Genomic DNA, 17722 nt, shown 5'->3' with positions numbered 1-17722 from the left:
CAACAGGGGGTGTCTGAGCCTATCCTGGATCGCGTTCGCATCGAGGTCCCGCCCGAGCGAGCCTGCCGACCATGCTGTCGGATCGACAGGTGCGATGTAACGAAAAGATGAACCCGGTTTGGGATTCGGTCAAGAGCATTCCGCCGTCAAAAAACCCCGACCATGGTTGCGCCCGGTCAATTTGACGTATATAGATATCTTTATGTCTAACGGAGCGCTCATGAAGTCCGTCGCCAAATTGGCCCTCGACCCGACGCTTGCGGCGCTGAACGCCGCCGGAGAGGAGACGCGCCTACGTCTTCTAGCGTTGCTCGCCCAGTCGGAGCTGACGGTCAGCGAGGTCGTGGCGATCCTGGGCCAGTCTCAGCCGCGCGTCTCGCGCCATCTCAAGCTCCTTGTCGAGGCTGGCCTGATCGAGCGCCGCCGCGAAGGAGCCTGGGCGTTCTTCCGGCTGTCGCCGGCGGGGCCAGCCGGCGCCCTCGCGCGCGCCATCGTCGGTTGGCTCGAGGCTGACGACGCCCTTCTCGCCGGCGATCGCGCGAGACTCGCCCAAGTGCGTCACGCGCGCGCCGAGAACGCCGCCCGCTATTTCGCTGCGCATGCCGAGGAATGGGATCGCATCCGCGCGTTGCACGTTTCCGAGGAGCGCGTCGAAGACGCGATGCGTCAGGTCGTCGGCGACAGACCAGTGCGCAACCTGCTCGATCTTGGGGCCGGCGCCGGCCGGATGCTCGAGCTGTTCGCGCCGCAGGCGGAACGCGCCGTCGGCGTCGATCTTTCTTCCGCCATGCTCGGCGTCGCGCGCGGCCGTCTCGAAGAGACCGGCTTCGACAATGTCCAGCTGCGCCAGGGCGACATCTATGCGCTGCCGATCGAGCGCAACTCCATCGACCTCGCGATCATGCATCAAGTTCTGCATTTTCTCGACGATCCGGGCCGCGCCTTGCGCGAGGCGGCGCGGGTCCTCGCCCCTGGCGGCCGTCTGCTTGTCGTCGACTTCGCCCCGCATCAGGAAGAGGCGCTGCGCGACAAGCACGCGCACCGCCGTCTTGGTTTTTCAGACGCCGAAATCACCGGGCTGTTGACGCAGGCGGGGCTTGACGTCGTTCAGCGCCGCGAACTGGCGCCCGACGCGAACGAAGGCGCCAAGCTCACCGTGTCCTTGTGGCTGGCGCGCGATCCGCGCGTCATCGCCGATCCCATTCCCGCAGCATCTTATGAGACAGCCTGATGTTTAACGCTCTTCATCCCACGGCCTCGCCAAATCAGTTTGCGATCTCCTATGAATTCTTCCCGCCCAAGACGCCGGAGATGGAGACGCAACTCTGGCAGACGATCAATCGCCTGGCGGCGCTCAAACCGCATTTTGTTTCCGTCACCTATGGGGCCGGCGGCACCACCCGCGAGCGCACCCATTCGATCGTCGCGCGCATTGTGCGCGAGACTGAAATGAAGCCAGCCGCGCATCTCACTTGCGTTTCCGCCGCGTGCGAAGACATCGACGCGATCCTGCGCGACTATTGGGACGCCGGCGTTCGCCATATCGTGGCGCTGCGCGGCGATCCGCCGACCGGTGTCGGCTCGCATTTTGAGGCGCATCCGAAAGGCTACGCCAATTCGACCGATCTCGTGAGCGGCATTCGCCGGATCGGCGATTTTGAGATTTCAGTGTCGACCTATCCCGAAGGCCATCCGGAAAGCGCCTCCATCGAACAGGATCTCGACGCGCTTCAGGCGAAGGTCGACGCCGGCGCGACGCGCGCCATCACGCAGTTCTTCTTCGACAATGACGTCTACTTCAAGTTTCTCGACAAGGCGCGGGGGCGCGGAATCACCATTCCGATCGTGCCGGGCATCATGCCGATCCGCAATTTCAAGCAGGTCGCCGGCTTCGCGCAAAAGGCCGGCGCGAGCGTGCCGCGCTGGCTCGCCGAGCGCTTCGACGGATTGGACGAAGACCCGGAGACGCGCGCGCTCATCGCCGCGACGACCGCCGTCGAACAGGTGATGAGTCTGGCGCGCGCCGGCGTCAATGAATTCCACTTCTACACAAATAATCGCGCCGACCTCGTTTTCGCCATTTGCCATTTGCTCGGCGTTCGTCCTCTTCGCGAAAAGGCTCTTGCATGACCTTCGAGACATCTCACGGCCCGAATATTTTGAAGGCTCTTGACGAGGCGGCCTCGCGCCGGATTCTCATTCTCGACGGCGCGATGGGCACGATGATCCAGCGCCACAAATTTGAGGAGACCGATTTCCGCGGCGCGCGCTTCACAGATCACGCCAAGGATCTGCGCGGCAACAACGACCTGCTGACGCTGACGCAACCCGACGCGATCAAGGCGATCCATGTCGCCTATCTCGAAGCCGGCGCCGACATCATCGAGACCAACACGTTTTCGTCGACGACCATCGCTCAGGCCGATTACGGGCTTGAGCATCTCGCGTTCGAACTCAATTGCGAGGGCGCCCGGCTGGCGCGCGCGGCCGCCGACGAAGTCGCGGCGAAGACCGGCGTGCGCCGTTTCGTGGCGGGTTCGCTCGGCCCGACCAATCGCACCGCGTCGATCTCGCCCGACGTATCCAATCCGGGCTTTCGCGCCGTCACCTTCGACGAACTGCGCGCCGCCTATAAGGAAGCCGCGCTCGGCCTCATCGAAGGCGGCGCCGACATTCTGCTCGTCGAAACCGTCTTCGATACGCTCAACGCCAAGGCGGCGCTCTATGCGCTCGAGGACGCGTTCGACGAGGTCGGAACCCGCTTTCCGATCATGATTTCCGGCACCATCACCGATCTCTCGGGCCGGACGCTGTCCGGTCAGACGGCGGTCGCCTTCTGGAATTCGCTCGCCCACGCCAAGCCGTTTTCGATCGGCTTCAACTGCGCGCTCGGCGCCCGCGAGATGCGTCAGCATATCGCCGAGATCGGCCGCATCGCCGATACGCGCGTCTGCGCCTTCCCCAACGCCGGCCTGCCGAACGAGTTTGGGCTTTATGACGAAAGCCCTGAATATATGGCGGAGCTCGTCGGCGAATTCGCGACCGCCGGTCTTGTCAATGTGCTTGGCGGCTGCTGCGGCACGACGCCGGACCATATCGCCGCGATCGCCGGCGCCGTGAAAGGCGTCGCCCCGCGCGCGATACCGACCATCGAGCCGATGCTGCGTCTTTCTGGATTGGAGCCCTTCACGCTGACCAAGGACATTCCCTTCGTCAACGTCGGCGAGCGCACCAATGTCACCGGTTCGGCGAAGTTCCGCAAGCTCATCACCAATGGCGATTATGCCGCGGCGCTCGACGTTGCGCGCGATCAGGTGGCGAACGGCGCCCAGGTCATCGACATCAATATGGACGAAGGCCTGCTCGATTCCGAACGCGCCATGGTCGAATTCCTCAACCTCGTCGCCGCCGAACCCGACATCGCCCGCGTGCCGGTGATGGTCGATTCCTCCAAATTCGCGGTGATTGAAGCCGGCCTCAAATGTCTGCAGGGCAAGGGCGTCGTTAATTCGATCTCGATGAAGGAAGGCGAAGAGAAATTCATCGCCGACGCGCAAAAGGTGCGTCGCTATGGCGCCGCCGTCGTCGTCATGGCCTTCGATGAAAAGGGCCAGGCCGACACGCTCAAACGCAAGACCGAGATTTGCACGCGGGCATATAAGATCTTGACCGAGATCGTCGGCTTTCCGCCCCAGGACATCATCTTCGATCCCAATATTTTCGCCGTCGCGACCGGCATTGAAGAGCATGAGAATTACGGCGTCGATTTCATCGAAGCCACGCGCGTCATCAAACGCGATCTGCCGCATGTGCATGTGTCGGGCGGCGTGTCGAACCTGTCCTTCTCGTTCCGCGGCAATGAACCCGTGCGCGAGGCGATGCATTCGGTGTTCCTCTATCACGCCATTCAGGCGGGGATGGACATGGGCATCGTCAACGCCGGCCAGCTTGCGGTCTATGGCGAGATCGATCCCGAGCTGCGCGAGCTTTGCGAAGACGTCGTCTTGAATCGCCGCAAGGAGTCGACCGAGCGCCTCGTCGAACTGGCTGAAAAGTTCAAGGGCGCGGCCGGAAAAACCCAGGAAAAAGACGCCGCCTGGCGCGACAACACCGTCGAGAAGCGTCTCGAATATGCGCTGGTCAACGGCGTCACCGATTACGTCGAAGCGGATGTGGAAGAGGCGCGTCAGCGCTCCACGCGCCCGCTGGACGTGATCGAAGGCCCGCTGATGACCGGCATGAATGTCGTCGGCGATCTCTTCGGCGCGGGCAAGATGTTCCTGCCGCAGGTCGTCAAATCGGCGCGCGTGATGAAACAGGCGGTCGCCTATCTCATGCCCTTCATGGAGGCCGACAAGAGCGAGCGCTCCACCGCCGGCAAAATCCTGCTGGCGACGGTGAAGGGCGACGTTCACGACATCGGCAAGAATATCGTCGGCGTCGTGCTCGGCTGCAACAACTTCGAGGTGATCGACCTTGGCGTCATGACGCCCTGCGCGAAGATTCTCGAAGTCGCCAAGAAGGAAAAGGTCGATCTCATCGGTCTTTCCGGCCTCATCACGCCGTCGCTCGATGAGATGTGCTTCGTCGCCTCGGAGCTTGAGCGCGAAGGTCTCAACACGCCGCTCCTCATCGGCGGCGCGACGACGAGCCGTGTGCATACGGCGGTGAAGATCAGTCCCAATTATCGACGCGGCCAGGCGGTCTATGTCACCGACGCAAGCCGCGCCGTCGGCGTCGCGCAGGCGCTCGTCTCCGACAAGACGCGCCCCGATTATGTGGCGCAGACCCGCCTTGAGTATGAGCGCCTCGCGGAAGCGCATGCCCGCGCCCAGGCCGACAAGCTGCGGGTGCCGCTCGCGCAGGCGCGCGCCAACGCCTATAAAATCGACTGGGCCGCCTATCAACCGCCGAAGCCCTCCTTCAGCGGCGCGCGCGCCTTCGCCAGCTACGACGTCGGCGAGCTCGTTCCCTACATCGACTGGACGCCGTTCTTCCAGACCTGGGAATTCAAGGGGCGCTATCCGGCGCTGCTTGACGATCCCGAGCGCGGCGAGGCGGCGCGCACGCTGTACGACGACGCCCGCGCCATGCTGAAGCGGATTGTCGAGGAGCGCTGGTTCACGCCCAAAGCCGTCATCGGCTTTTGGCCGGCGAACGCCATCGGCGATGACATCGCGCTCTACAATGGCGAGTCGCGCAATGAGCGGATCGCGACGCTGCACATGTTACGCCAGCAATTGCCCAAACGCGACGGCAAGGCCAATCTCGCGCTCGCCGACTTCGTCGCGCCTAAGGACAGCGGCAAGGCGGATTATGTCGGCACCTTCGTCGTCACCGCCGGCGCGGAAGAAGAAAAAATCGCCGCCCGCTACGCCCGCGCCAATGACGACTATGGTTCGATCATGGTCAAGGCGCTCGCCGACCGCATCGCAGAAGCCTTCGCCGAGCGCATGCATGAGCGCGTGCGCAAAGAGTTTTGGGGCTATGCACGGGAAGAGAATTTCGCGCCCGAAGCGCTGACGACCGAACCCTACGCCGGCATTCGTCCGGCGCCCGGCTATCCGGCGCAGCCCGATCACACCGAAAAAGCGACGATCTTCGATCTGCTCAACGTCGAAAGGCGCACCGGCGTGAAGCTGACCGAAAGTTACGCCATGACGCCGGCCGCTTCCGTCAGCGGGCTCTATCTGGCGCATCCGAGCGCGCATTATTTCGGCGTCGCCAAGATCGAGCGCGATCAGGTCGAAGATTACGCCCGCCGCAAGGGCATGGAGGCGCGCGAGGTCGAACGCTGGCTCGCGCCCATTCTCAACTACGCGCCCGTCGCCGCGCAAGCGGCGGAGTGATATCGAATCGACTGCCCTGTCGTTCCCGGCGGACCACAGGTCCGACCGGGAATCCAGAGCCAATTCAAGAATGTTGGTCTTGCTCTGGATTCACGATCACGCCGTTGCGCGCGTCGGGAAGGACAGCGGAGTTGATCAGCGGATTTGGTCATGACGGGCGCTTCGGGCGATGCCTACGATCTCGCCCGCTTCGTCGCGGCGCAGGATCCGATCTATGCGGCCGCGACGGCGGAGCTCGCCGCCGGCCGCAAGCGCAGCCACTGGATGTGGTTCGTTTTTCCGCAGCTCGAAGGGCTCGGCGCAAGCGCCATGGCGCAGCGCTACGCCATCCATTCGCTCGCCGAGGCGCTGGCCTATCTCGATCATCCCTTATTGTGCGCGCGGCTGAAGGAATGCGTCGGACTCGTCAACAAGATCGAGGGACGCAGCGCGCATGAGATCTTGGGCTCTCCCGATGATTTGAAGTTTCATTCGTCGATGACCTTGTTTGCGGCGGCGGCGCCGCAAGAGCCGCTTTTCGGCGAGGCTCTGCACAAATATTTCGCCGACCGCCGCGATCCCTTGACCCTCGCGAAATTATAAGTTTCGTTGAATTCGACGTGCCGAGAATCGGCGCTATTCGGGGTCATAATGTCGATCATCAACATCGCCGACAGCCGCCAGACATTGAAGCTGTTTCCCTGGGCGCTCGTGTTCGCCCTCGTGCTGTTCTCGCTTTACACGCTCGCGGTCTCGCGCGGCGAGAACGTCAACGCCATGTGGCTCGTCACGGCGGCGATCGGAACTTACGCCATTGGCTATCGCTTCTATTCGCGCTTCATCGCCGAGCGGGTGCTGGGGCTCGATGCGCGCCGTCGCACCCCCGCGCTTCGCCGCAATGACGGTCTCGACTATGTGCCGACCGACAAATGGGTGCTGTTTGGCCACCATTTCGCGGCCATCGCCGGCGCAGGACCGCTCGTCGGTCCCGTGCTCGCGGCGCAGATGGGCTATCTACCGGGAACATTGTGGCTCTTAACCGGCGTCATCTTCGCCGGCGCCGTGCAGGATTTTCTCGTCCTGTTCATCTCGACGCGCCGCGACGGGCGTTCGCTCGGCGATCTCATCAAGACCGAGATGGGCCGCGTGCCGGGCGTCATCGCCATGGTCGGCATTCTCACCATCATGATCATTCTGCTGGCGGTGCTGGCGCTCGTCGTCGTCAAGGCGCTCGCGGACAGTCCCTGGGGCGCGTTCACCGTTTTCGCGACGCTGCCGATCGCCGTCTTCATGGGCGTCTATGGTCGCTATCTGCGGCCCGGGCGCATCGGCGAAATGTCGGCGATCGGCTTCGTTCTGCTGCTCTTGAGCATCGCCTTCGGCCGCACCGTGTCGGAGAGCGCGCTCCTTGCGCCGCTCTTTTCCTTCAAGGCCGAGACCCTCGCCTTCATGCTGATCGGCTATGGCTTCGTCGCCTCCGTCTTGCCGGTGTGGCTGTTGCTCGCGCCGCGCGACTATCTGTCGACCTTCCTGAAGGTCGGCACAATCATGTCGCTCGCGGTCGGCATTTTCATCGTCTGGCCCGATCTCCAGATGCCAGCGGTCAGCCGCTTCATCGACGGCACGGGTCCGGTCTTCGCCGGCAGCGTCTTCCCGTTCCTGTTCATCACCATCGCCTGCGGCGCGGTGTCGGGCTTTCATGCGCTCGTGTCGTCGGGCACGACGCCGAAGATGATCGCCGACGAGACGCAGACGCGCTTCATTGGCTATGGCGCGATGCTGATGGAATCCTTCGTCGCGGTCATGGCGCTCATCGCCGCAAGCGTGCTGGAGCCCGGCGTCTATTTCGCCATGAACAGCGCCCCGGCGTTGATCGGCGCGACGCCCGATTCCGCCGCGGCGGCGATCTCTTCATGGGGCTTCGCGGTCACCCCGGAGACGTTTTCGGGCGTCGCCGCCGAAGTCGGCGAGAAGACCATATTGTCGCGCACCGGCGGCGCGCCGACGCTCGCCGTCGGCATGGCGCATATCCTCTCCTCCGCCATCGGCGGCTCGGCGGCGAAAGCCTTCTGGTATCATTTCGCCATTCTCTTCGAGGCGCTGTTCATCCTGACCACGATCGACGCCGGCACGCGCGTCGCGCGCTTCATGATCCAGGATCTCTTCGGCGCCTTCTTCCCGGCCTTCGGCAATACGCGCGCCTGGGCGCCGAACCTCGCCGCCACCGCCATCGCCGTGAGCGGCTGGGGCTATTTCCTCTATCAGGGCGTGATCGATCCGCTGGGCGGCATCAACACGCTGTGGCCGCTGTTCGGCATCGCCAATCAGATGCTCGCGGCGATCGCGCTGACGCTGTGCGTCGTCGTGCTCTATCGGATGAAGCGCGAGCGTTACGCCATTGTCGCCATCGCGCCGACGGCGTGGCTCTATATCTGCACGCTGACCGCGGCCTTCGAGAAAATCTTCCACGACGATCCGCGCATCGGCTTTCTGGCGCACGCCAGAAAATTCGCAGCGGCCGCCGATAAGGATCAGCTGCTGGCGCCGGCGAAGACTCTCGCAGAGATGCAGCGCGTCATCTTCAACGACTATGTCGACGCCACGCTTTGCGCGATTTACGTGACGCTGGTTCTGGCGATGCTCGGCTTCGCCATCCGAGCCATTCGCGCCGCGCGCGCCGCGCAACATGTCACCACGCGGGAGACCGAGGATGAATTGCACGATCTGCAGCCTGCCGGGGCTTGATCTCAATCGTCTCGCGCGCAAGCTGCGCGACGGCGCGAAGCTGATGGTCGGGCAGGGCGATTACGACGCCTATGTCGCGCATCTTCGCGCGCGGCACGAAGACGCGCCGATCATGACGCGCGACGAATTTTTCCGCTCGCGGGAGAATGCGCGTTTTGGCGCGGGCGGCGAGCGCGCGTTTCGCTGCTGTTGAAATTCGTCGCGAGCCGATTCACGCCGCCGCGTCGTCGCACAACAAATCAGCGACGAGGCGGATATCCTCCGGCGTAAAGGGTTTCTCGATGATTGGACAGCCCGAACGCGCGATGAAGCGATCTGCGCCGGGACCCAAAACGTCGCCGGTGACAAAGGCGATGCGGTTGGTCATCTGCGGATGTTCGACGCTGAGCCAGTCGTAGAAAGCCGGGCCGTCGCCGTTGGGCATACGAATGTCGCAGAGAATGAGGTCCGCCGGCCGCGCGGCGATCGCTTGTTTCGCGTGGTCGCCGCTCGTCGCGATCTCGCAGTCGAAGCCGAGCCGTCGCAAAATTTCGCCGAGCAGGCCTGCGATTTCGACTTCGTCGTCGATGATTAAGGCACGCCTCTGCTTGATCGGTCGCTGCGTCGCCGCCGCCGCATGTTCGTCAACGGCGGCGCTTTCGATGCCCACCTCGATCGGCAGCCTGATCGCGAAAACAGCGCCCGCGCCCGGCTGCGGCGGCTCCAGAGTGAGCGAGCCTGCGTGCGACTCGATGAGACCGCGCGAAACGGCGAGTCCGATTCCGGTTCCCACTCCCTGCGGCTTCGTCGTGAAGAAAGGATCGAAAATGCGGTTGCGGATAGCGTCTGGAACGCCCGGCCCATTGTCGGAAATGTGGAGATCGAGCGTCTGGGCCGCTTGATCGGCGCGCGCGACGATCGAAATCCGCCGGGGCGCCGGCTGCGCTTCGAGCGCCTGCTTGGCGTTCACCACAAGATTGAGCAGCACCTGATGCAACTGGTCGCTGTCGGCCAAGAGCGGCGGCAGGTCCGCTGGAACGTCTTTGGTCACCTCGATGCCGGCTGTCCGCAGCCCATACGAAAGGAGTTCGAGCACCCGGTCGACGAGATCGGGAATCTCCACCCTTCCGCGTTCTGCCTCGCGCTGACGGGCCATGGCCAGGAAAACCTTGACGATTCGCGCGCAGCGGTTGGCGGCTGTCTCGATTTTCACGCCGCGTTCCGCAAATTCCTCAAAATGCTTGTCGAAACTCGCGTGCGACTGAGCCGCCTCGCGCAGCATGAGCGCCTGTCCGATGACGATGGAGAGCGGATTGTTGAGTTCATGCGCCACTCCGGCGAGGAGCGACCCAAGGGCTGCGAGCTTTTCGTTTTGGTAGAGCGCTTCTCTTTGGCCTTCGATTTGCGCCTGCGCTTCTCGCGCCGGACGCAGGTCGCGAAGATGCGCAGTGAAGAGCGCGCTTGGGCCCGAGCCAACCGCCGTGATCGCCAATTCGACGGGAATGCGCGAACCGTCGGCGCGCATCGCCTCCAATTCGACGCGCCGCCCGATAACGGAGGCCGGCCCGCCCGCTCGGAAGCGCTCAAGCCCGCTGTTGTGATGATCGCGCATTTCCACGGGGACGATCAGTTCGGCGACAGTCTTGCCGATCGCGTGCTCGCGCGAATAGCCGAATGTCGCCGAAGCCGCGGGGTTGAACTCGACGACACGGCCTTGCGCGTCGATGACGACGATACAATCGAGAGCGGAGTCGACCACCGCCGCATGAATCGCCTCCCGCGTCCTGTGCGATTCCAGTAGTTCCAGCCGATCGCTTTCGCACTGCTGTTCGGCGTCGGCCAGCGGGCGCGCGACGCAGACGACGCCCTGCATGACCCCGCCCGGCGTGAACGGCCTGAGCTCCTCTTCGATCCAACCGGGGGCGCCGTCCGCGTCGTCAACGAAACGGCGCAGGCGTTGCGGCGCGTTCGCCGAAAGATTTTGCATCGCTGCTTTGTAAAGACTGGCCGCTTGGGCGCCCAAAACGTCGTCGACGAACTTGCCGACGACGCGATCCTCTGTCGCTCCGAGCGCCAGGAGAAACGCGCGATTGACGTAGCGATAGCGTAGCTCCACGTCGAGAAAGGCGGCGCGGCCAGGCATCGCGTCGAACAACGCCTGCAGCAGCGCGCCGCCGGTCCCCGGCGCTTGCGTCGCCCCTTGCTGGATATTCATTTGAGGCGCTTTCTCAATTTGATGCGCGCTCAGTAAGCGCCGCGCTGGAGATCTCGTGCAGCCACAACTGCGCCGGCTCGGCGATGTTTTTGAGCGCGTGCCGTCGCGCCACGAAGTCCTTGCGTATATTCCCGCGCGTCATCGCGTGCGCCACATCCGAAATCATCACCGAACCGGCCGGCGCGGCTTCCTGTATTCGTGCGGCGAGCGCCACGACTTCGCCGAAGCGGTCTCCGTTTCGAACGATCACGTCGCCAACCGCCACGCCAATGCGCAACTGCAGCGTTTGCGCGTGCCCATGCGCCGTCGCATAAGCGCGCGTTTCCGTCTGGCATTCGACGGCCCATTCGATCGCGTTGTGCACGCTGGCGAAATCGATCAGCGCGCCGTCGCCGAGCATCTTGAATAAACTTCCCGAGCGGCGAGGAAGCGATTGCGTGACGACGTCGCGAAAGAACCGGTCGATGAGCGCCAATCCGTTATGTTCGTCGTGATGGATCAAGCGCGTGTAGCCGACGACGTCGATCGACGCGATGGCCGCCAGCCTTTTGCCGGCGAGGGCGGCGCGCGTCATCTTTCTGCGCCGCATCAGGCCACGGATACGCGCCAGCATTTCGCGCATGTGATACGGCTTGGTGACATAGTCGTCGGCGCCCGATTCGAGCCCAACGATCCGGTCGATCGCGGAATTGACCGCTGTTGCGAAGATGATGCCCGTCGAGCCGCGCGCATTCAGCCATCTTGCAAGCGACAGCCCGTCTTCGCCCGGCATGTTGATGTCGAGAATGGCGAGATCGATCGCCTCGAATTCCACCATGGCGCGGAATTCCGCGGCGTTCGGCGCCGCGAGAACGCGATAGCCGTTCGTCGACAGGAATTCGGCGAGCAGCTCACGCAAGTCCTGTTCGTCTTCGGCAATGGCGACGGTCTCGAGCATCGGCCGATCGGTTTCATCAAGAGAAAGCTTTGATTTGCGCAATATAGATTGCGCGTATCGCCGCCGCAAAATGTGCGGCTCCGCACCGCATCGGTTGATCTCGCGCCAGCTTCGTTTACTCTCAATCTCATGCGCGCCGCCTTTCCGGAAAATGCCAACGCCCTCAGGGCTTTGCTCGACTGGTACGTTCAAAGCGGCGTCGATCTCGCGCTCGACGAGGCGCCGCACGACCGCTATGCGGACAGCGCGCGCGCGCGCACGGCGTCGCTGACCGAGCTAGCCGAATCGACGGCGATGCTTCGAACCTTGCCGCAGCCGACGGCCGTCGAACGCCCGCCCCGCGCCATGCCGACGATCGCCGCGCCTGATGAAGCCATTCGCGCCGCGGAGCAGGAGGCCTCCAGCGCGGGCGATCTTGACGAGCTCGCCGCGCGTCTGGCCGATTTTCCGCATGCGCCGTTTCGCGACATGGCGCAGCATTTTCTGTTCGGCGCCGGCGCGCCCGGAGCGCGACTCATGGCGTTCGACGCCGCGCCGGGCGTGACGGAAGAAACAAGCGGCGAGGCGTTCAGCGGGCTCTCGGCGAGGCTCCTCGACAATATGCTGGCGGCGATCGGGTTTGATCGCTCCGGCGCTGCTCTCGCCTATGTTTCGCCCTGGCGCCCGCCTGGCGATCGCGCGCTGTCCCCGCATGAAGCGGCGATCTTCGCGCCCTTCGCACGCCGCCGGGTCGAATTGGCGCGGCCGGACGTTCTGCTGATTTTTGGCGAAGCGCCGGCGCGGATCATGCTGACAACGAACGAGCCGGTGGGAAAGCTGCGCGGCAAGGCGTTTGAAGCGCGCTGCGGCGCGCATGTCGCGCGCGCCTTCGTCTTTTCCAGTCTCGAGGCGATGCTCAAAAGCGCGGCGCTGAAGCCCGCCGCCTGGCGCGATTTGCGACGGGCCGCGGAGGCGCTGGAACAAGAGCAATGCTGATTGGTGGTCTCGCCCCCTCCCTGTCCCTCCCCCGCTCCGCGGGAGAGGGGACCCTAACGATCCGCATTGCGCGAACAGGATCGCGCAGTACGAAATCGGGATGAAGGCGCAGTCTGCTCCCTCTCCCGCGAAGCGGGGGAGGGTTGGGGTGGGGGCGTAGCCTACTCCGCCGCTTCGCCCTTCGCGCCGCCGCCAAAGCGGCGCACGATGTAATCATCGACGATGCGGGTGAATTCCTCGGCGATGCCTTCGCCGCGCAAAGTCATCGCCTTCTTGCCATCGATGAAGACCGGCGCGGACGGAGTCTCCCCCGTTCCGGGCAGCGAAATGCCGATGTCGGCGTGTTTCGACTCGCCGGGACCGTTCACGATACAGCCCATCACCGCCACATTGAGCGTCTCGACGCCCGGATATTGCGCGCGCCAGGCCGCCATCCGCTCGCGGATATGCGCCTGGATGTCGCGCGCGAGTTCCTGAAACACCGTCGAGGTGGTGCGCCCGCAGCCCGGGCAGGCCGCGACGAGCGGCACGAAGGTGCGAAAGCCCATGGTCTGCAGAATTTCCTGGGCGACGCGCACTTCGAGCGCGCGGTCGCCGCCGGGCTCGGGCGTCAGCGACACGCGGATCGTATCGCCGATGCCGTCCTGCAGCAGCACGCCGAGCGCGGCCGAGGAGGCGACGACGCCTTTCGAGCCCATGCCGGCCTCGGTGAGGCCGAGATGCAACGCATAGTCGCTGCGCTGCGCGAGCATCCGGTAGCAGGCGATGAGATCCTGCACCGCCGAGACCTTCGCCGAAATGACGATGCGGTCCTTCGCGAGGCCGATCTCCTCGGCGCGCTTCGCCGACATCAGCGCCGAACGGGTCAGCGCCTCGCGCATCACGGCGCGGGCGTCGAGCGGCCTGTCGGAAGCGGCGTTGACGTCCATCAGATAGGTGAGCAGCTCCTGGTCGAGCGAGCCCCAATTGGCGCCGATCCGCACCGCCTTGCCGTGCTTGGCGGCAAGTTCGACGATCGAGGCGAACTGCTTGTCCTTCTTTTCCTTGAAGCCGACATTGCCCGGATTGATGCGGTATTTGGCGAGCGCCTCGCCGCAGGCGGGATGATCGGCGAGCAGCTTGTGGCCGATGTAGTGGAAATCGCCGACCAGCGGGACGTGGCATCCCTTCTGCGCGAGCTTCTCGAAAATATGCGGCACGGCGGCCGCCGCCTCGTCGCGATCGACGGTGATGCGCACCAGCTCCGAGCCCTGCTGCGCCAGCGCCAGAACCTGCGTGACGGTCGCTTCGACGTCCGCCGTATCGGTGTTGGTCATCGACTGAACGACGACCGGCGCGCCGCCGCCGACGATCACCGCGCCGGGGCCCGCGCCAACAGCCACGGCGCATGTGCGGTGGCGGGGCGCCGGTTCGGCGGCGACCGGGTCGGGCAGACGGGTCTCTGATGCGGCTTCGTTCATGGGGGTCGTTTCGGCGGTCGTTGCGGAGGCCGATAGGTCGCCCGTAACGGCCGCAAGGTCAAGCGTCGCACGCTGTGCCGCGCCTAGGCGCCCGGCGGCTTCGGCGTCATCCAGGCGACGATGGCGCCGCCCGGCTGTTGCAGCACGGCCATGCGGCCGACGCCGGGGATCTCGAAGGCGTCCTTGCAGATCGTCGCGCCGGCGGCCTTGGCCTTCTCCAGGCGGGCATCGACGTCATCGACGCCGATATAGGTCAGCCAATGTTCCGGAACGCTCGCCAGTTCCGGGATATTCATCTCGAATATGCCGCCGACCCGCGCGCCTTCCGAACTGATGATCCAGTATGTGGAGCCCCCCATGGGCGTTCCCTCGAAGCTCCAGCCGAGAGTCTGGCCGTAAAACTTCTTGGCGCGCTCGACATCGTGGACATTGAGTTCGTTCCAGCAGACCGCGCCATGTTTCGGCGGCGCGCCACAGTCATTGGCGTTGGACATAGCCTCTCCTTTTCAGCTCATCATCGTTGCGGACGATCGGAAAATCAGTCCCGGGCGGTTGCTATTTCGGCAGCAGGCCGAGCCGGCGCGCCGTCAGCCAGTCGACGAACCGCCCCGGCAATAGGCTGCGTAGCGTGTAGTCCGTAAAGCGATTTTTTACGACCGGGATGCGGAGGGGCGGGCGCGGCGCCGTCAGCGCCCGCAACACGGCGCTGGCGACGACCTCGGGACCGGGCGCGCGGCGGCCTGCCTCGACAAGCCATTTGAGCATCCTCCGGCCTGGACCGGCATAGGCAGTGCCCTCGAACATCGCGAGATCAGTCGCTTCGGCCTTGTCCCAGATCGGCGTGGCGATCATTCCCGGCTCGATCAGGACGACGTCGACGCCATAGACCATCAGCTCGCGGCGCAGCGCGTCCGACATGCCCTCTAACCCGAATTTCGAGGCGGCGTAGGCGCCGAGATAAGGCGCGGCGAAGCGACCGGCGACCGAACTCATATTGACGATGCGGCCGGGCGCGCCGCGCCGCTGCGCGCCAGCGCCGAGCAGGGGCGCGAAGGCCTGGATGATTCGAAGCTGGCCGATCAGATTGACGTCCATCTGGCGCCGAAAGTCGTCGATCGGCAGATGCAGCAGCGGGCCAGGGACGGCGACGCCGGCGTTGTTGACCAGCCCGGCGAGCGTTTCGCCATCGAGCCGGGTCTCGACGTCGCGCGCGGCGGCCGCGATGGATTGGGCGTCGGTCACGTCGAAGAGGAGCGGAATGACGGACGCGCCGTGCCGCGCCGTGAGCGTGGCCGCGTCAGAGTCCTTGCGAACTGAGGCGAAAACCAGAAACCCGTTCTCGACCAATAAATCGACGCAGGCCGCGCCGATGCCGGTCGAGGCGCCGGTCACGACCACGGCCTTCATACGCGTTCTCCCAATGTCGCGAGGAGGTTCGCGAGCGCCACGCGCGTTTCGCCGTCGGCCCGGCCATCGACGTTCGCGGGGCGGAAGTGGCGCTGGAACGCCTCGACCGCCTGGACCGTCTGCGCGTCATAGACGCCGGTTTGCTCGACGCGATAGCCGTAGGCTGCGAGGTCGCGCTGGAGCGAGGCGACCTTGGCGCTCGCGTCGCCGAGCGAGATCGTCGTCGCGCCAGCGCCGAGATTCTCATCGGCGACCCGCCCGACGCCGAGGCGGGCGAGTTCCTCCCAGGGAAAGAACTCGCCGGGGTCCCGCTTGCGGCCAGGCGCGATGTCGGAATGCGCCAGAACGCGTTCGGGCGGTATCGCATGGCGCCGGCACATGTCCCTGGCGAGCGCGGCCGTCGCCTCGATTTGCGCCGCCGGATAGGGACGCGGGTCGTCGTGGCCGGGATGAACGATTTCGATTCCGATCGAGGCGGAGTTCATGTCGGTCTCGCCAGCCCAGAAGCTTATCCCGGCATGCCAGGCGCGCCGCGACTCCGGCACGAGCTGCAGCACGCCGCCATCTTCGTTGACGACATAATGCGCAGAGACCTCCGAGCGCGGATTGCAGAGCAGGGCGAGCGCCGATTCCGCCGTCGGCATCCCAGTGTAATGAAGCACCAGCGACGAGATCGGCCGCAGCCGCGCGCCATGATTGGGCGATGGACACACGCGCGCGCCGTCGTAGTCGGGCGCGAAAAAGCCCTCGCCGTCGCGCCAGGGCTGCGTCGCGGAGAGCCATTCCCGCGCGCGCGCCTCTGGTTCAGCGCTGCGCAAAATGTCGGTGACGACGCAGGCGCTGTCCGCCCCCGCGGCGAGCGCGGCGATGGCGCGTTCCGGGGTCAGTCCGCCGATGGCGACAAGAGGCGTCTCGCCGATCTGCGCCTTCCATGCGCCTAGCCGGGCGAGGCCCTGCGGCGCAAAAGCCATTTGTTTCAGCAGCGTAGGATAGATCGGCCCCAGCGCGACATAATCCGCGCTAAGCGACAGCGCCCGGTCAAGCTCGGCTTGGTCATGCGTCGAAACGCCGATCCTGACGCCGGCGCGGCGCAGCGCCGGGATGTCCGCCGCGTCCAGATCGCCCTGTCCGAGATGGACGAAATCGCAGCCTTCCTCGATCGCAAGCCGCCAATAATCGTTGACGACGAGCTGCGCGCCATGTCGCGCGCACATTTCCCGCGCGGTCGCGATCTGCGCGCGCGCGTCGGGCTCGGCGCGATCCTTCACCCGCAGCTGCACGAGCTTAACGCCCTGCGGCAGCAGGCGGGAAAGCCAATCGGCGTCGTCGACGATGAGATAGAAGGGATCGAGCCTCAGCGCCGCCACCAGCTATTCCTACGCCAGTCTGTCGAAGGGACGGCCGATGAGGGGCGTCGAAGGCTCCGCCATGTCGCGCGGCGTCATCGGCTGCGCGCGAAAACCGGCGCGGCCGGCTTCGATGGCGAGGGCGAAGGCCCGCGCCATCAAGACCGGATCGCCGGCGCGGGAAACGGCGGTGTTGAGCAGCACGGCGTCATAGCCCATCTCCATCACCAGCGCGGCGTGGGACGGCGCGCCAAGCCCCGCGTCGACGACGAGGGGCGTGTCGGGAAAATGCGCGCGCAGCGCCCGCAAGGCGAAAGCGTCGTTGACCCCGCGCCCGGAGCCGATGGGCGCCGCCCAGGGCATCAGCACGCGGCAGCCGGCGTCGAGCAGCTTTTCCGCCACGACGAGATCGTCGGTCGTGTAGGGGAAGACCTTGAAGCCCTCGTCCGCGAGCGCCCGCGCCGCCTCGACGAGCCCGAAGACGTCAGGCTGTAGCGTGTCCTCTTCCCCGATCACTTCCAGTTTGATCCAGTCAGTCGCAAAGACTTCCCGCGCCATTTGCGCGGTCGCGATCGCCTCCTTGGCGGTGCGACAGCCGGCGGTGTTGGGAAGCACGCGCGCGCCGACGTCGCGGATGAGGCTCCAGAAGGCCTCGCCCGCGCGCGCCCCGCCAGCCTCGCGACGCAACGAGACGGTGACGATCTCGCAGCCCGACGCGCGAATGGCCTCGGCGAGAATGGCCGGCGACGGATAGCGCGCCGTTCCGAGCAGCAGCCGCGAGGACAGCGCGCCGTCGTAAAGCCTCACCGGGTCATTCATGCGTCACACTC

The 17722-nt window shown here is 65.0% G+C and carries 14 protein-coding genes; 7 read left to right on the top strand and 7 right to left on the bottom strand.

Features of this window, described 5'->3' with window-relative positions:
* The first annotated feature begins 220 nt into the window (after positions 1-220).
* The 6 genes from IYY11_RS15990 (at position 221) to IYY11_RS15965 (ending at position 8766) form a co-directional block, all read left to right on the top strand.
* The gene (locus tag IYY11_RS15990; RefSeq protein WP_196404763.1) at positions 221-1231 is read left to right on the top strand and encodes a metalloregulator ArsR/SmtB family transcription factor; all 1011 of its coding nucleotides are present in this window, start codon (positions 221-223) and stop codon (positions 1229-1231) included.
* The gene (metF, locus tag IYY11_RS15985) at positions 1231-2130 is read left to right on the top strand and encodes a methylenetetrahydrofolate reductase [NAD(P)H] (protein WP_196404762.1); all 900 of its coding nucleotides are present in this window, start codon (positions 1231-1233) and stop codon (positions 2128-2130) included. The genes IYY11_RS15990 and metF overlap by 1 nt, the downstream gene beginning before the upstream one ends.
* The gene (gene metH / locus IYY11_RS15980; RefSeq protein ID WP_196404761.1) at positions 2127-5849 is read left to right on the top strand and encodes a methionine synthase; all 3723 of its coding nucleotides are present in this window, start codon (positions 2127-2129) and stop codon (positions 5847-5849) included. Before metF ends, metH begins: the two co-directional genes overlap by 4 nt.
* 150 nt (positions 5850-5999) lie before the next feature.
* Positions 6000-6431 carry a DUF1810 domain-containing protein gene (locus tag IYY11_RS15975; protein WP_196404760.1) on the top strand — a complete coding sequence of 144 codons (432 nt, stop codon included), beginning with the start codon at positions 6000-6002 and terminating at the stop codon, positions 6429-6431.
* 48 nt (positions 6432-6479) lie between these two features.
* A complete protein-coding gene (locus tag IYY11_RS15970; protein ID WP_196404759.1) occupies positions 6480-8573 on the top strand; it encodes a carbon starvation CstA family protein in 2094 nt (697 codons plus the stop codon).
* The gene (locus IYY11_RS15965) at positions 8539-8766 is read left to right on the top strand and encodes a YbdD/YjiX family protein (RefSeq protein WP_196404758.1); all 228 of its coding nucleotides are present in this window, start codon (positions 8539-8541) and stop codon (positions 8764-8766) included. The genes IYY11_RS15970 and IYY11_RS15965 overlap by 35 nt, the downstream gene beginning before the upstream one ends.
* Positions 8767-8784: 18 nt before the next feature.
* Here the strand turns inward: IYY11_RS15965 and IYY11_RS15960 are convergent, their stop codons facing one another.
* Entirely contained in the window at positions 8785-10767 is a 1983-nt protein-coding gene (locus IYY11_RS15960; RefSeq protein ID WP_196404757.1) for a PAS domain S-box protein, read from the bottom strand.
* A gap of 13 nt (positions 10768-10780) precedes the next feature.
* A complete protein-coding gene (locus IYY11_RS15955; RefSeq protein WP_196404756.1) occupies positions 10781-11704 on the bottom strand; it encodes a response regulator in 924 nt (307 codons plus the stop codon).
* Positions 11705-11752: 48 nt separating this feature from the next.
* Between IYY11_RS15955 and IYY11_RS15950 the strand changes: the two genes are divergently transcribed.
* Positions 11753-12679, top strand: a complete 927-nt coding sequence (locus IYY11_RS15950; protein WP_246720026.1) for a uracil-DNA glycosylase family protein — start codon at positions 11753-11755, stop codon at positions 12677-12679.
* Between the two features lie 161 nt (positions 12680-12840).
* Here the strand turns inward: IYY11_RS15950 and ispG are convergent, their stop codons facing one another.
* The 5 genes from ispG to IYY11_RS15925 all read right to left on the bottom strand — a co-directional run bounded on the left by ispG (position 12841) and on the right by IYY11_RS15925 (position 17711).
* The gene (gene ispG / locus IYY11_RS15945) at positions 12841-14139 is read right to left on the bottom strand and encodes a flavodoxin-dependent (E)-4-hydroxy-3-methylbut-2-enyl-diphosphate synthase (RefSeq protein ID WP_196404755.1); all 1299 of its coding nucleotides are present in this window, start codon (positions 14137-14139) and stop codon (positions 12841-12843) included.
* Positions 14140-14222: 83 nt separating this feature from the next.
* Positions 14223-14633 carry a VOC family protein gene (locus tag IYY11_RS15940; protein WP_196404754.1) on the bottom strand — a complete coding sequence of 137 codons (411 nt, stop codon included), beginning with the start codon at positions 14631-14633 and terminating at the stop codon, positions 14223-14225.
* A gap of 61 nt (positions 14634-14694) precedes the next feature.
* Entirely contained in the window at positions 14695-15546 is an 852-nt protein-coding gene (locus IYY11_RS15935) for an SDR family oxidoreductase (RefSeq protein WP_196404753.1), read from the bottom strand.
* Complete coding sequence (locus IYY11_RS15930; protein ID WP_196404752.1) at positions 15543-16913, bottom strand: thiamine phosphate synthase; 1371 nt, start codon at positions 16911-16913, stop codon at positions 15543-15545. Before IYY11_RS15930 ends, IYY11_RS15935 begins: the two co-directional genes overlap by 4 nt.
* 9 nt (positions 16914-16922) lie before the next feature.
* A complete protein-coding gene (locus IYY11_RS15925; protein WP_196404751.1) occupies positions 16923-17711 on the bottom strand; it encodes a thiazole synthase in 789 nt (262 codons plus the stop codon).
* Positions 17712-17722 lie beyond the last annotated feature (11 nt).

Source organism: Methylocystis sp. H62 (assembly GCF_015709515.1).
Taxonomy (GTDB): Bacteria; Pseudomonadota; Alphaproteobacteria; order Rhizobiales; family Beijerinckiaceae; genus Methylocystis.
This window is presented reverse-complemented; position numbering and strand designations above follow the sequence as displayed.